Below are 14,574 nucleotides of genomic sequence, written 5' to 3'. Positions count from 1 at the left end.
GTCGACCACCTCGCGGCCCGCGACGGGTCGACCCCGCGCCGCGAGCCCGGCCGGACCGCGCCAGCCGACGAGCACGCCCCGCCAGCCCACGACCCCACCGCCTCCGTCTGGTCCGGGCCCGTCCGCCCGAGCGCGTCGGCGGCGGCTGGTCATCGGCGTGGTCGCGGTGCTCCTGGTCGCCCTCATCGCCTGGCCGATCGGCCTGGTCGTGTGGGCCAACGGCAAGGTGCAGCACACCGCGGCGCTCAGCGGCGCGGCGAACACCCCCGGGACCACGTACCTGCTGACGGGCTCCGACTCACGCGCTGACGGAGGTGTGCCGGACGACGGCACCGAGGGCGCGCGCACCGACACGATACTGCTGCTGCACGTGCCGACCAGCGGTCCGACGGCGCTCATCTCGCTCCCCCGGGACACGTTCGTCGAGATCCCCGGCCAGGGCTCCTCGAAGCTCAACGCCGCATTCGCGTGGGGCAAGGCCCCACTCCTGGTGCAGACGGTGGAAGGGCTCACCGGCCTGACCGTCGACCACTACGCCGAGATCGGCATGGCCGGTGTCGAGCAGATCGTCGACGCCGTCGGCGGCGTCAACCTCTGCCACGACGCCGACGTGAACGACGCCGACTCCGGCATGGTGTGGACCGCGGGCTGCCACGACGTCGACGGTGTCCAGGCGCTCGCGTTCGCCCGGATGCGCAAGGCCGACCCCACGGGCGACGTCGGTCGCGCGCTGCGGCAGCGCCAGCTGATCGGTGCGGTCATGTCCAAGGTCGAGCCGAGCTCGCTGATCGCCCGGCCCGGGCAGCAGGTCGCGCTCATCGGTGCCGGCACGCAGGCGCTGACCGTGAGCGACGGCTCGGGCATCGTCGACATCGCGCGGCTGGCCCTCGCGTTCCGTGCGGCCAACGGCCCCGAGGGCATCACGGGCACGCCGCCGATCGTGAGCATGGACTACCGCCCGGGCGGCGGCGTCGGCTCCACCGTGCAGCTGGACCCGGCGGCGACCCCCACGTTCTTCGCGGCGATCCGGGACGGGTCGTTGCCCCCGGGCCCGGTCGGCGGCGTGCCCGGCGCCTGACCGGTCCGGACGACCCGTCAGGCCATCGCCTCGACCAGCCGCGGTCCACGCATGACCCGGTCGAGCACGGCCGCCCGCGGGCGCTCCAGCGCCGCGAGGGTCGCACGGCGCAGCCACGGACCGCACGGCACCTCCACGAGCCGGTGCACCGCCCACGCCAGGGCGGTCACCGCCAGGAGCGCGGCGGCGAGCGCCACCCCGGCCGGCACCCGTTCGGCGAGCAGCCGGATCACGGCGAGCCCGTAGTAGTCGTGCATCACGTACAGCGGGTAGGTGAGCGCGCCGAGCGCCACCAGTCCCCGGTGCTCCCAGCGGCGCACCCGGGTGAGCACCACGACGGCGACGGCCCCGACGCAGCCGACCACCGCGACGGCGAGCAGGACGGTCGACGGGGCGAACCCGGTGGTGCGCTCGAGCACCGCTGCGCGCGACGGGACGACCAGGGCGACGGCGAGCGCCGTGTTGAGGACCACCGCCACCCAGGGCAGCACGCGCCGGGTGCCCTCGTCCCGGTCGCCGGTCAGCACGTACAGCGCCATCCCCGCGGCGAACAGCGGGGCGTAGTCGGCGACCAGGACCGAGGCGAGGCCCGCCGCACCCGTCCGCTCGGCCAGCAGCGCGGCCCACGGCCAGACCAGCGCCACGGCGACGACCCGCCGGCGGGTGATGCCGACCAGCGAGAACACCCCGACGACCAGGTAGAACCGCAGCTCGGTCCAGAGCGTCCAGTAGACGCCGTCCACGTGCTCGACGCCGAGCACCGGCTGCAGCATGGTGAGGTTGAGCAGCACCTGCTGGGGCGTCACCTGCTTGCCCTCGGGCCACAGGAACAGCAGCAGGGCGCCCGTGGCCAGCACCGCGACCCAGTAGGCCGGGTAGAGGCGGGCGACGCGGGACGCGACGACCTGCGCGGTGGGACGACCCCACGCGGTCATCAGGATGACGAAGCCGCTGATCACGAAGAACAGCTCCGGGCCGAGCGAGCCGTAGCCGGTCCACGCACCCACGCCGCCGAGCCGCTCGGCCTGACCGTCTCCCCAGGCCGTGCTCGTGCGGCCGGTGAAGTGGTAGAGCACGACCGCGGCGGCAGCCAGGAAGCGCAGGGCGTCGAGCGCGGCGAGCCGCGGGCGGGGCGCAGAGGTCATTCGTTCGACGGTAGGCAGCCCTCGCTGCGCCCGCGAGTCGAGGGACCCGACCTCACCGACCCTTCACACGGTCAGACGCTGAACCCCACGCTCGGGCGCCCGCTGGTCTGCGAGCGCAGGCGCTCGCCCTTGCCGTCGGCCTGACCCTGCAGGTCCTCCTGGAACGCCGCCATCGCCGCACGCAGCCGCCCCGCGGCCTCGCCGTCCCCCGACGCCAGGATCCGCACCGCGAGCAGACCGGCGTTCCGGGCGCCGGCGATGGACACGGTCGCCACGGGGACCCCCGCGGGCATCTGCACGATCGACAGCAGCGAGTCCATGCCGTCGAGGTAGGCCAGCGGGACGGGCACCCCCACGACGGGCAGGGTGGTCACGGCGGCCAGCATGCCGGGCAGGTGGGCGGCTCCCCCGGCTCCCGCGATCACCACCCGAAGACCCCGGTCCGCGGCGCTGCGGCCGTACGCGATCATCTTCTCCGGCTGACGGTGCGCGGAGACCACGTCGACCTCCACGGGGACGTCGAACTCCGCGAGCGCCTCCGCGGCGGCCTTCATGACCGGCCAGTCCGAGTCCGAGCCCATGACGATCCCCACCAGGGCCTGCGCTGCCATCACCGTCTCCGTCCGTGCCGGGCACCCGTCCGCGGCGACGCCGCGCGCCCATCATGACCCAGCACGCGCACCCCGCCGTGCGGTGTTCGCGTCAGGCGGACGCGTCCCCCCGCAGCAGGGCAGCCGCGGCCACCGCACGCCGCCGGACGTCGTCGAGGTCGTCGCCGCTGACATTGACGTGGCCGAGCTTGCGCCCGGCCCGCACCTCCTTGCCGTACAGGTGCACCTTGGCGCCGGCGTCGAGCCGGGCGACGTCGGCCAGCGCGTCGACCGGGTCCGGCAGGGCGCTGCCCAGCACGTTCGCCATGACGGTCCAGGGCGAGCGCGGTGAGGTGTCCCCCAGCGGCAGGTCGAGGACGGCCCGCAGGTGCTGCTCGAACTGGCTGGTCACGGAGCCGTCGATGGTCCAGTGGCCGGAGTTGTGGGGGCGCATCGCCAGCTCGTTGACCAGCACCCGCGGCGGGCCGCCGGCGGCGTCGGCGACCTCGAAGAGCTCCACGGCCAGCACGCCGGTGACTCCGAGCCCGGCCGCGATCCGCGTCGCGACGTCGAGGGCCTGCGCCTGCGTCGCCGGGTCCAGGTCGGGGGCGGGCGCCACGACCTCGGAGCACACACCGTCACGCTGCACGGACTCCACCACCGGCCAGGTGCGGATCTCCCCGCTCGGCCGCCGGGCCAACAGGACCGCGAGCTCGCGGGTGAACGGGACCTTCTCCTCCGCGAGGAGCGGGACGCCCGTGCCGTCCGCGACCGCCGCGAACCAGTCCACGACGTCCGCCGCGTCACCCACCACGCGGACGCCCTTGCCGTCGTACCCCCCGCGGGAGGTCTTCACCACGGCGACCCCGTCGTGCGCGGCGAGGAACTCCGCCAGGTCCGAGGCCGACCCCAGCTCCGCCCAGTCGGGCACCGGCGCCCCCAGGGCGGCGAGCCGGGTCCGCATGACGATCTTGTCCTGCGCGTGCACCAGCGCGGCCGCGTCCGGGTGGACCGCGACCCCCGCCGCCTCCAGCCGGTCCAGCAGGGCGTTCGGCACGTGCTCGTGCTCGAACGTCAGGGCGTCGGCACCCTCGGACAACCGGGTGATCGCAGCCTCGTCGGACGCCGAGCCCACGGGCGCGTCGACCACCACCTGGGCGGCCGACGACGTCGCGCTCTCGACCAGGACGCGCAGGTGCACCCCGAGCGCGGTCGCCGCGGGCGCCATCATGCGGGCCAGCTGCCCGCCACCGACCACTGCCACCACGGGTGCCGTCACGGGCGACGACACTAGCCGAGGGGCCACGGGACGCCGAAACGGTTCGCCGCTGTTCCGGGCAGGTCGGACCCAGGCCGGCGGGCTATCCTCGCGGGACCGAGTGGACCGACATCCGAGGAGCTTCGTGAGCGCGCGCGACGAGCTGACCGCCCGCCCGCTCGTGCCTGCGCCCGTGGGCTCCGCGGTGCGGGCGGCCGCCCTGCGTGCCCGGGCCTACGAGCTGGCCCGGTTCCTGTCCGTCGGTGGCGTCGCGTTCGTGGTCGACCTCGGCCTGTTCAACCTGCTGCGGTTCGGTCCGGGCGGGCTGCTCGAGCACAAGCCCCTCACCGCCAAGATCCTGTCCGTCGTCGCGGCCACGATCGTCTCGTGGCTGGGCAACCGGCACTGGACCTTCTCCCGCCAGCGCACCGACCGTCCCACGCGTGAGCTGGTGGTGTTCGCCGCGATCAACCTGGTCTGCGCCGGGGTCCCCGTGCTCACGCTCGCGTTCTCCCACTACGTGCTCGCCCTGACCACCCCGCTCGCGGACAACGTCGCGACGATCGTGGGGATCGGCGTGGGGACCGTGCTGCGCTACCTCGGCTACAAGCGCTGGGTGTTCACGGGGCTGCACGCACCCGCGCACCCGTGAGCCCGCTCAGGGGACGTCGGCCTGCACGATCACGGCGTCGCCGGACGCGGTGAGCCGACCGTCGGCCGCCGGCACGAACACGGACTGGCCGCGGGTGAGCAGCAGGGCGCTCCCGTCGGCGGCTCGGAGCTCGACCTCGCCCTCCAGGCACAGGACGATCCGAGGCCCCCGCCCGGGCACGTGGGTGGCGCCGTCGTCCGTCAGGCGCGTGACCGACAGCTCGAAGTCGTCGACGGGGGCGTAGAAGATCCGGGTCGCGGTGTAGACCCGCTCCGGGGCGATCCGGATGGGCGGCGCCGCGACGCAGTCCACGTTGCTCAGCAGCTCGTCGACGTCGACGTGCTTGGCCGTCAGCCCTGCCCGCAGCACGTTGTCGGAGTTGGCCATGATCTCGACGCCGACCCCGTGCAGGTAGGCGTGGACGGTCCCGGCGGGGACGAACAGCGCCTCCCCGGCGTTCAGGGTGACCGGGTTGAGCAGCACCGACGTCACCGCGCCCGGGTCTCCCGGGTAGGCGGTCGCCAGGCGCTTCACGGTGCGGTCGGTGCGCGGCGACGGCGACCCGTCGGCGAGCCGGCGGGCGCACGCCTCGGCGAACTTGGCGACGTCCGCCGCACCGGGCCGGGTGTCGGGCTGCAGGAGCCACTCGAAGGCCGCGCGGACGCCCTCCGACGTGGGGTCCGCGGCCAGTATGGCGTGCAGGTCGGCCGCCAGCGGGGTGTCGAGGTCCGCCAGCAGCTCCGCGGCCCGCCGGGGGGCTCGGAAGCCGACCATGGCGTCCAGCCGGCTCAGCGCGTAGACGAGCTCCGGCTTATGGTTGTCGTCCCGGTAGCTGCGCTCGGGCGCGTCCACCGGGATCCCCGCCGCGTCCTGGGCCGCGAACCCCGCGCGGGCGCGCTCGAGGGTCGGGTGCACCTGGAGGGAGAGGGGGGCGTCGGCCGCGATGATCTTGAGCAGGTACGGCAGGTGCGCGCCGAACCTGGAGGCGACGTCCGCCCCGAGGTGGCGGTGCGGGTCCGCCGCGATGATCTCGTCGAGCCGACGCATCCCCTGGTCGGTCTGGGCGGTCGCCGGCGCGCTGGTGTGCGCCCCGAACCATGCCTCGGCCATCGGCCGTCCGTCCGGGACCAGCGCGAGGACGTCGGGGATCGCCGTCGTCGAACCCCACGCATAGTGCTGGATGGCGGGCGTGATCCGGTACACGGGGGGTGCTCTCCTGCGGGGTGCGTGGGCGGCCAGGTGCTCCTAGGCTACGGGGCCGGGCACCCCGGGCGACGCCGCCGACCGGGCGATATCGGACATCCCGGTCACCGCCGGCGACGATCGGGCCGCGCGGAGACGACGGCGCCCAGCGGGAGCACCACGTCCGGGCGCATCGACGCGGGCACACCCGAGAGGAACAGGGCGAACACCGCGGGCCGACGCTGGGCGAGCTCGAGCCGGCCGCCGTCCGCGGACGCCAGGTCCCGGGCCAGCGCGAGGCCGAGGCCGGTGCCGCGGCCGGAGGTCACCTCGCGCTCGAAGATGCGCGGCGCGAGATCGTCCGGGACGCCGGCCCCCTCGTCGGCGACCTCGACCACGACGGCACCCGACGGGCCGCCCGGGCGCGACCGCACGGTCGTCGTGCCGGCGCCGTGCTTGAGCGAGTTCTCGATGAGGGTGGCGATCACCTGCGCGAGGGCGCCCGGCGTCGCGAGCACCTGCGTCGCAGGGTCGACCTCGACCACGAGGCGGCGTCCGCTCGCCTGGAACGTCGGCTGCCACTCCTCCTCCTGCTGGTGCACGACCTCGAGCAGCCGGACGGCCTCCGTGGTCCCGCCCTGCAGCCGGCGCGAGCTGGCCAGCAGGTCGTCGACCACCCGTACGAGCCGCTCGACCTGCTCCAGGGAGATGCGCGCCTCCTCGCTGACCGAGGGGTCGTCGGTGGCGACCATGATCTCCTCGAGCCGCATCGACAGTGCTGTCAGCGGCGTGCGGAGCTGGTGGGAGGCGTCGGACGCGAACTGCCGCTCGGCGGCCAGCCGGCCCGCCATCCGGTCGGCGCTGCGCGCGAGCTCGGCGGCGACGAGGTCGATCTCCTCGACCCCCGACGGCTCGAGGCGGGGACGCACCTGTCCGGCGCCGAGCTGCTCCGCGGAGGCGGCGAGGTAGACCAGCGGTGCCGTCAGCCGGTTCGCCTGCCAGATCGCCATGGCGATCCCGGCGGCGAACGCCACGACGGCGGCCACGACGACGAGTGCGATGACCCGGGCGCTGAGCCAGAAGACGTCCCACCACGAGACGTACAGGATCACCCTCGCGCCCGTGTCGGAGTCGACCATCACCGACAGGCTGCGACCCTCGATGCGCTCCCCCGCCCGGTACACCTCACCGTCCGGCGCCTGGACCACCACGGAGGCCGGGATGTCGCCCGGCCCGCCGGCGGCGTTCTCGAACATCCGGTCGGTCAGCTCGATGTCCTGCTCGAGCCGGAAGTCGACGCCGCGGGCCGCATCGGCAGCGCGCGACTGCAGGGCCTGCATCTCGTTCTCGCGGACCAGCTGGGCGCCGAGGAACGCCAGGGGGAAGCCGAGCAGGACGACCGCGACGGTGACCGCCGCGATCGTCGCCTGCAGGACGCGACGACGCACGAGCTCAGCCCCGCTCGGACGCGCCCGCGCCGCCTGTCTCGAACCGGAACCCCATGCCCCGCACCGTGGTGACGTAGCGCGGGGCGTTCGCGTCGTCGCCGAGCTTGCGGCGCAGCCACGACACGTGCATGTCGAGCGTCTTGGTCGAACCGGTCGGGTCCGAGCCCCAGACCTCACGCATGAGGGTCTCGCGTGCCACGACGGTCCCGGCCGCGCCGACGAGCACCCGCAGGAGGTCGAACTCCTTGGCGGTGAGGTGCAGCTCCCGCTCGCCCTGGAACGCGCGGTGCGCCGCGACGTCGACCCGGACGTTCTGCGCGTGCAGCTCGTCCTCGTCCGCGGGGTCCCCGACGCTGCGGCGCAGCAGCGCGCGGACGCGGGCCAGCAGCTCGGCCAGCCGGAACGGCTTGGTGACGTAGTCGTCGGCACCCGCGTCGAGGCCGACCACGAGGTCCACCTCGTCCGCGCGGGCCGTGAGCACCAGCAGCGGCGTGGTCAGGCCCATGTTCCGGATGGCGCGTGCGACGTCGAGCCCGTCCATGTCAGGCAGCCCGAGGTCCAGGACGACGAGGTCGGCGGAGGCGGCGCCGTCGATCGCACCTTGACCAGTGCCTTGCACGCGCACGTCGTACCCTTCACGCCCGAGGGCGCGGGCCAGGGGCTCGGCAATCGCGGGATCGTCCTCGGCCAGCAGCACCTGAGTCATTCGCCCATGCTAGGTCATGGGACGGCCTTGACCACCAGCGGGGCACGCCCAGGTGTCCACGTGAACCGGCTGCTCCTCCGGGGGGACCCCGCCGCGGCCGGTGTCGTCCCCCGGGGGCACGCCGGGAGACACCCCCACCCCTACCCTCGTGGGGTGACGAGCTGGGAGCGCCTGCGGCGGTGGAAGGACGAGAACCTGTTCCTCGTCGACGCCGTCGGCACCGCGGTCCTCGTGCTGGTCATGGCCGTGACCTCGACGGACATCATGAGCTCGTCGGCCAACGCGATGCGCTCCTTCGCCTCGCCGCTGCTCTCGGTCGCGGTCGTCGCGCCCCTGGCCTGGCGCCGAGTCAACCCGGCCGCGTCCGCGGCGGGGGTGTACACGGCTGCGCTGCTCCAGCTCGCGTTCTTCTCGCCCCTGGTGGTGCCGGCGGACCTCGCGGTGCTGATCGCCCTCTACTCGGTGACCGTGCACGGCCCCCGCTGGGCCCACCGCGTCGCGATCGTCGGGGCGCTCGTCGGCTCGGTCCTGCTCGGCGGCGCCATGAACGGCTGGTACAACGCCCCCGGCGCCGTGTCGACCGCCCTGTTCACCGGCGTCCTGGCGCTGTCGGTCTGGGCCTTCGGGCTGGTGCGTCGCTCGCGGCGGGAGACCATCGCGGCGCTCATGGACCGGGCGCGGCAGCTCGAGATCGAGCGGGACCAGCAGTCGCAGATCGCGACCGCGGCGGAACGGGCCCGCATCGCGCGGGAGATGCACGACATCGTGGCCCACTCGCTGACCGTGATGATCGCCCAGGCCGACGGCGGCCGGTACGCCGCGGAGGCGGACCCACCCGCGGCGACCCGGGCGCTGGGCACGATCGCGGAGACCGGCCGCGCGGCCCTCACGGACATGCGGCGCCTGCTCGGTGTGCTGCGCGGAGGCACCGGACGCGAGCCTGAGCCCGGTGCGCGCACCGAGCTGACCGGGCCCGGCGGCCTCGCCCCCGCGCCGTCCGCCGGGGTCAGCCCGCAGCCGGCGGAGTCGGACATCGGGGCCCTCGTCGACCAGGTCCGCGCGAGCGGGCTGCGCGCGTCGCTCGTGCGCATGGGCGAGCCCCGCAACCTCCCGCCCGGCGCCGGGCTGACGGTCTACCGCATCGCGCAGGAGGCGCTGACCAACGTGCTCAAGCACGCCGGGCCCGACCCGCTGGTCACCGTGCTGGTGCAGTGGCTCCCGGACAGCATCGTGCTCGAGGTCAGCGACGACGGCCGCGGGGCCTCGGCGGACGCCGACGGCCTCGGTCAGGGGCTGGTCGGGATGCGGGAGCGGGCCACCATGTTCGGGGGCACGGTAGCCGCCGGGCCACGTCCGGGGGGCGGGTTCCGCGTCCGCGCCCGGCTCCCGACCCCCGCCGACCAGCACTCCACCGCCACCGGAACCGGAACCCGAACCGACGAGAGGACCCCACCCGTGCCGAGCACCCAGGACGAGGACGCCCGATGACCGCCGGACCGATCCGCGTCGCGCTCGTCGACGACCAGCAGCTGGTCCGCGCCGGGTTCCGGATGGTGATCGACTCGCAGCCGGACCTGGAGGTCGTGCTCGAGGCGGGCGACGGGGCGCAGGCGGTGCGCGCGCTCGATCCCGCCGCACGGACGGCCACCGGACCCGTCGACGTCGTGCTGATGGACGTCCGCATGCCCACCATGGACGGCCTCACCGCCACGGCGCAGATCACCGCGCGGGCGACGGCCGACTCCCCGGCGCCCCGGGTCATCGTCCTGACCACGTTCGACCTCGACGAGTACGTGCTCGCGGCCATCCGGGCGGGCGCCAGCGGCTTCCTGCTCAAGGACGCACCGCCGGAGGAGATGCTCGGCGCCATCCGCACGGTGCACGCCGGCGACGCCGTGATCGCGCCGTCGAGCACCAAGCGGCTGCTCGAGCACCTGGTGACCGCCCTGCCCCCCGAGGAGCCCGGGGCACCGACGGACCCCGCGCGGCTCGCGGTCGCCGAGCTCACGGACCGCGAGCGCGAGGTGCTGCTGCTCATGGCGCGCGGCCGGTCGAACACCGAGATCGGCTCGGACCTGTTCGTCGCGGAGGCCACCGTCAAGACCCACGTGGGCCGCATCCTGGCCAAGCTGCACGCCCGCGACCGCGTGCAGGCTGTCGTCGTGGCGTACGAGACCGGGCTGGTCCGGCCGGGCTCCTAGGGTCGCGGAGGCCGTGTCGGTCCACGGGATGACGGAGCACCAGCCCGGGGCCTGATGTGCGGGGTCCGGACCGCTCCGTAGCGTCGTGAGCGTCATCAACGCCCTCGAAGGAGCATCTCGTGGACACCACTGTCTTCCGCCCGATCGACGAGGACCAGCCGCGCGTGCCGGCTGGGTCACCGGTCGCCGTCAGCGCCCGGTCCCTCACCAAGGTCTACGGGCAGGGGGCCGCCGAGGTGCGGGCGCTCGACGGTGTCGACGTCGACTTCGCGGCCGGCGCCTTCACCGCGATCATGGGCCCCTCCGGCTCCGGCAAGTCGACGCTCATGCACGTCCTGGCGGGCCTGGACCAGGCCACCGCGGGCACCGCGCGGCTGGGCGACACCGAGATCACGGCGCTGGACGACGGCGCGCTGACCCGCCTGCGCCGCGACCGGGTGGGGTTCGTGTTCCAGAGCTTCAACCTGCTGCCCATGTTCACCGCCGAGCAGAACATCCTCCTGCCGCTCGAGCTGGCGGGCACGGCGGTCGACCAGGGCTGGTACGACACCCTGGTCTCCACGCTCGGGCTGGGCCAGCGCCTGACGCACCGGCCGGCCGAGCTCTCCGGCGGCCAGCAGCAGCGGGTCGCGATCGCCCGCGCCCTCATCGCCCGGCCCGAGGTCGTCTTCGCCGACGAGCCCACGGGCAACCTCGACTCGCGCTCAGGCGCGGAGGTGCTCAGCTTCCTGCGCCGCTCGGTGCGCGAGCTGGGACGCACGGTCATCATGGTCACGCACGACCCGACGGCCGCCGCGTACGCGGACCGTGTGGTGCTGCTGGCCGACGGCCGGATCGCCGGCGACATCGCCGACCCGACGCCGGAGTCCGTGCTCACCGGCCTCGAGGCCCTCCGCACGCTCGACCAGCCGGCGGCGCTCTGATGCTGCGACTGACCTTGGCGCAGATGCGCCGCAGCCTCGGCCGCCTCACCGCGGCCGCCATCGCGATCGCCATCGGCACGGCGTTCCTGGCCACCACGCTGCTGGCCGGCAACGTCATCACCCGCACCGGCTACGACGCGGTCACCGCGACGTACGCGGACGCCGACCTCGTGCTGAGCGGTGACCTCAGCCAGGCACAGCTCGACGACGTCCGCGCCCTGCCGCAGGTGCAGGCCGCCGACGTGCTGGCGCCCAGCGGGATCGAGATCCGCAAGGGCGGCACCAGCCGCTGGCAGCTCATGCTGACCACCACCGACGACCCCCGGCTGGCCTCGCTCGCGGTCGAGTCCGGCACCGTGCCGACGTCGGCGGGCGAGATCGCCCTGCCCGCCTCGACGGCGGAGGCGCTCGGTGTCGGCGTCGGCGACGAGGTGCAGGTCCGGTGGAGCACCTCCGAGCCGGCGGACGCCGAGACGGCCGGGACGACCGACGACGGGGTCGACGAGGCCGAGAGGGTCTGGCGGCCGGCGCTCGACGACGTCGTCGTGACGGGCATCGCGTCGGACCCGTCGGGCGCCTGGTCGCAGTCCGGGGGCGCGGGACTCGTCACGGCGGAGGACCTGCTGCGCTGGTACGAGGTCGACTCGCTGACCGAGCTGGGCTCCAAGACGCTCGTCGCCGCGGACCCCGGCACCAGCCCGCTGGCCCTGCGCGACGTGGTCGCACCCCTGGTCCCCGACGCCGAGGCGCTGACCAAGGACGAGTCCGCGGCCCGGTCGATCTCCGAGTTCTCCGACGGCGGCAACGTGCTGGTGACCGTCGTGCTCGGGTTCGCCGCCGTGGCGCTGCTGGTCGCCGCGCTCGTCATCGCCAACACGTTCCAGGTCCTCGTCGCGCAGCGCACCCGCACGCTCGCCCTGCTGCGGTGCGTGGGTGCCGGCAAGAGCCAGCTGCGCCGCTCGGTGCTGCTGGAGGCGGCGATCCTGGGCTCGGTGGCGTCCGCGGCCGGGCTCGCCCTGGGCATGGGCCTCGCCCAGGCCGCTCTCCTGGTGCTGGGGCGCCTCGACCTCGGCGTCCCGCTGCCGGGCACGATCCAGGTGACCGTCCCGGTGGTCCTGCTGCCCCTCGTCGTGGGCACGCTCGTCACGGTCCTCGCCTCGTTGGTGCCGGCTCGCGAGGCCACCCGGGTCTCCCCGATCGCGGCGCTCCGTCCGGTCGACGCCCCCGCCGTCACGGCGCGCGGCGGCAAGGTCCGCCTGGGCGCGGCCGTGCTCCTGATGCTCGGTGGCGTCGGGGTCATGCTGCTCACCACGGTGCTGGCCAGCACCGGCCGCGCCGACCCCAACCTGCTGCTCGGCGTGGGAGTCCTCGCCGGCGCCCTGTCGTTCGTCGGGGTGCTCGTCGGCGCCGTCTTCTGGGTGCCGAAGGTCGTCGCGCTGGCCGGACGCGCGCTGGCGCGCACCGGCACCAGCGCCCGGCTGGCGGCCGCGAACACGGTCCGCAACCCGCGCCGGACGGCCGCCACCAGCGCCGCCCTGCTCATCGGCGTGACCCTGGTGGCGATGATGAGCACGGGCGCCGCCAGCGCCCGGGTGTCGCTCGCCCAGGAGCTCGACGAGCAGTACCCCGTGGACCTGGTGGTCGACGGCACCGTCCAGGGGGACGACCCGGCACTGTCGGCCGACGTGACCCCGGCGGTGGAGGGGGTCAGTGGCATCGACACGGTGCTGGAGATGCGCGTGGCGTCCGTCCAGCTGGGCGACGTCTGGATCTGGGCGGCGGCTCCGGCGACGGGCTCCCCCACGGACGTCCTGCGCGACCCGACCACGGCGCAGGGCCTCGCGGACGGCGTCGTGCTCCTCCCGAAGGGCCTCGCCGAGCAGGCCCCCGAGGGCCCGACACCGGCGACCGCGTTCGCGCAGGCGTGGGACGACTCGACGCCGGCGCCCGGAGGGTCGACGACCACGCTCGACCCCGTCGTCAGCGACCTGGGCGGCCTGTACTCCCTCGTCACGCCGACGACGCTCGACGCGCTGGCACCGCAGGCGCCCGTCTCGGTCCTCTGGGTCAGCCTCGACCCTGCGGCGGACGCCGCGCTCGTGCTCCAGGACGTCCGGGCCGCGCTGCCCGACACCCCGGCAGAGGTGAGCAGCGCCGGTGCCGAGCGGGCCGGGTACGAGCAGGTGATCGACACGCTCCTCGCGATCGTCATCGGGCTCCTGGGGGTCGCCGTGGTCATCGCCCTCATCGGCGTGGCCAACACCCTGTCGCTCTCGGTGCTCGAGCGGCGGCGCGAGTCGGCGACCCTGCGGGCGATCGGGCTGTCGCGGCGCCAGCTGCGGGTGATGCTCGCCGTCGAGGGGATGCTCATCGCGGGCGTCGGTGCGGTGCTCGGTGCGGGGCTCGGCCTCCTGTACGGCTGGGCCGGAGCGGTGATCGTGTTCGGCGAGGTGGGGGACGTCATGCTCGTCATCCCCTGGCGGGACCTGGCGCTGCTCCTGGTGGTCGCCCTCGGCGCAGGGCTGCTCGCGTCGGTCCTGCCCGGACGGGCCGCCGCGCGCACCTCCCCCGTGGCGGCGCTCGCTGTCGACTGACCCGACCAGCGGGCCTGTGGGCGGACCACCCGGTCCCCCGGCACCACGACGATCGCCGTCCCGCACGCGCGGGGCGGCGATCGTCGTCCGATGCGCCTGAGCCTGCTGCACCCGGACCCGGCGCGTGGCCGAACCCTCGTCCGCACAGACGTCGAGGCGCAGTCCGGCACCTCGGTGGCGACCCTGCGTCCGCTGCTCGCGCGGCTCACGGGCCATACCGGGTGGGTCGACGCCCGCGGGTGCGTGTGCGTGGACGAGGTCCCGCTCGCCGACGACCACCTGGTCGGCCAGCCGCCGCTCGTCGACGGCTGCGTGCTGCGCGCCGAGCCGGGCCCGCCCTCCGTGACGCAGGCTGCCCTGCGCGCGGACGCGCACGTCGCGGTCACCGCCGGCCCGGACTGCGGCGGGGTGCTGGCCCTCCCGCCGGGCGCCACGGTACGGGTCGGGTGGCCCGGACCGATCGGCTCGCCCCTCGTCGACCTGCCGGTCGCCGACCCCACCATGGGTCACGTCGAGCTGCGCCACCGCCGCGGCCGGGTGCACGTGCGTGCCGCCGGCGGGCACCGCTGGTGGCTGCGGCGCACCGGCACGCCCTGGCAGGTCGGGGCGACCACGATGGAGGTGCGCCGCCGCGGCGCTGAGGAGGGGCGTCAGCAGGAGCCGCGTGAGGAGCAGCGAGCTCCGGCGGTGGCCGGCTGGCTGACCCCGCTGGTGGGCTCGGTCACGCTGGCGGCGGTCCTGCACCAGCCGCTCCTCGCCCTCGTGGGCGTCGTCGGTGCCGCCCTCGCCGTGGCGCC

Annotated in this window: 13 protein-coding genes; 7 read left to right on the top strand and 6 right to left on the bottom strand. The window is 74.9% G+C overall.

Features of this window, described 5'->3' with window-relative positions; genetic code table 11:
• Positions 1 to 157 precede the first annotated feature (157 nt).
• Complete coding sequence (locus RYN42_RS16370) at positions 158 to 1,078, top strand: LCP family protein (RefSeq protein WP_315097873.1); 921 nt, start codon at positions 158 to 160, stop codon at positions 1,076 to 1,078.
• A gap of 17 nt (positions 1,079 to 1,095) precedes the next feature.
• Here RYN42_RS16370 and RYN42_RS16365 read toward each other — a convergent pair whose 3' ends face one another.
• From RYN42_RS16365 to RYN42_RS16355, 3 genes are all read right to left on the bottom strand, one after another.
• Positions 1,096 to 2,223 carry an acyltransferase gene (locus tag RYN42_RS16365; protein ID WP_315097872.1) on the bottom strand — a complete coding sequence of 376 codons (1,128 nt, stop codon included), beginning with the start codon at positions 2,221 to 2,223 and terminating at the stop codon, positions 1,096 to 1,098.
• A 71-nt stretch (positions 2,224 to 2,294) separates the two neighbouring features.
• Entirely contained in the window at positions 2,295 to 2,834 is a 540-nt protein-coding gene (gene purE, locus RYN42_RS16360) for a 5-(carboxyamino)imidazole ribonucleotide mutase (RefSeq protein WP_315097871.1), read from the bottom strand.
• Between the two features lie 91 nt (positions 2,835 to 2,925).
• Complete coding sequence (locus RYN42_RS16355; protein ID WP_315097870.1) at positions 2,926 to 4,092, bottom strand: 5-(carboxyamino)imidazole ribonucleotide synthase; 1,167 nt, start codon at positions 4,090 to 4,092, stop codon at positions 2,926 to 2,928.
• 124 nt (positions 4,093 to 4,216) lie between these two features.
• Between RYN42_RS16355 and RYN42_RS16350 the strand changes: the two genes are divergently transcribed.
• Positions 4,217 to 4,723 (top strand): GtrA family protein, encoded by a 507-nt coding sequence (locus tag RYN42_RS16350; RefSeq protein ID WP_315097869.1) that lies wholly within the window; start codon positions 4,217 to 4,219, stop codon positions 4,721 to 4,723.
• A 6-nt stretch (positions 4,724 to 4,729) separates the two neighbouring features.
• On the opposite strand, the gene manA is transcribed toward RYN42_RS16350, so the two are convergent.
• From manA to RYN42_RS16335, 3 genes are all read right to left on the bottom strand, one after another.
• Positions 4,730 to 5,926 carry a mannose-6-phosphate isomerase, class I gene (gene manA, locus RYN42_RS16345; RefSeq protein ID WP_315097868.1) on the bottom strand — a complete coding sequence of 399 codons (1,197 nt, stop codon included), beginning with the start codon at positions 5,924 to 5,926 and terminating at the stop codon, positions 4,730 to 4,732.
• A 104-nt stretch (positions 5,927 to 6,030) separates the two neighbouring features.
• On the bottom strand, positions 6,031 to 7,353 hold the full coding sequence (locus RYN42_RS16340; RefSeq protein WP_315097867.1) for an ATP-binding protein: 1,323 nt from the start codon (positions 7,351 to 7,353) through the stop codon (positions 6,031 to 6,033).
• A 4-nt stretch (positions 7,354 to 7,357) separates the two neighbouring features.
• Positions 7,358 to 8,059 carry a response regulator transcription factor gene (locus RYN42_RS16335; protein ID WP_315097866.1) on the bottom strand — a complete coding sequence of 234 codons (702 nt, stop codon included), beginning with the start codon at positions 8,057 to 8,059 and terminating at the stop codon, positions 7,358 to 7,360.
• Between the two features lie 153 nt (positions 8,060 to 8,212).
• Here RYN42_RS16335 and RYN42_RS16330 point away from each other — a divergent pair, with 153 nt between their 5' ends.
• The 5 genes from RYN42_RS16330 to RYN42_RS16310 form a co-directional block, all read left to right on the top strand.
• Complete coding sequence (locus tag RYN42_RS16330) at positions 8,213 to 9,547, top strand: sensor histidine kinase (RefSeq protein WP_315097865.1); 1,335 nt, start codon at positions 8,213 to 8,215, stop codon at positions 9,545 to 9,547.
• Positions 9,544 to 10,260, top strand: a complete 717-nt coding sequence (locus RYN42_RS16325) for a response regulator transcription factor (RefSeq protein ID WP_315097864.1) — start codon at positions 9,544 to 9,546, stop codon at positions 10,258 to 10,260. Before RYN42_RS16330 ends, RYN42_RS16325 begins: the two co-directional genes overlap by 4 nt.
• A 119-nt stretch (positions 10,261 to 10,379) precedes the next feature.
• Positions 10,380 to 11,183, top strand: a complete 804-nt coding sequence (locus RYN42_RS16320) for an ABC transporter ATP-binding protein (RefSeq protein ID WP_399552514.1) — start codon at positions 10,380 to 10,382, stop codon at positions 11,181 to 11,183.
• Positions 11,184 to 11,206: 23 nt separating this feature from the next.
• Entirely contained in the window at positions 11,207 to 13,777 is a 2,571-nt protein-coding gene (locus RYN42_RS16315; RefSeq protein WP_315097863.1) for an FtsX-like permease family protein, read from the top strand.
• A gap of 90 nt (positions 13,778 to 13,867) precedes the next feature.
• Positions 13,868 to 14,574: hypothetical protein (locus RYN42_RS16310; protein WP_315097862.1), on the top strand; the 707-nt coding region annotated here is incomplete at its 3' end.

Source organism: uncultured Cellulomonas sp. (genome assembly GCF_963527515.1).
Lineage (GTDB): Bacteria > Actinomycetota > Actinomycetes > Actinomycetales > Cellulomonadaceae > Cellulomonas.
This window is presented reverse-complemented; position numbering and strand designations above follow the sequence as displayed.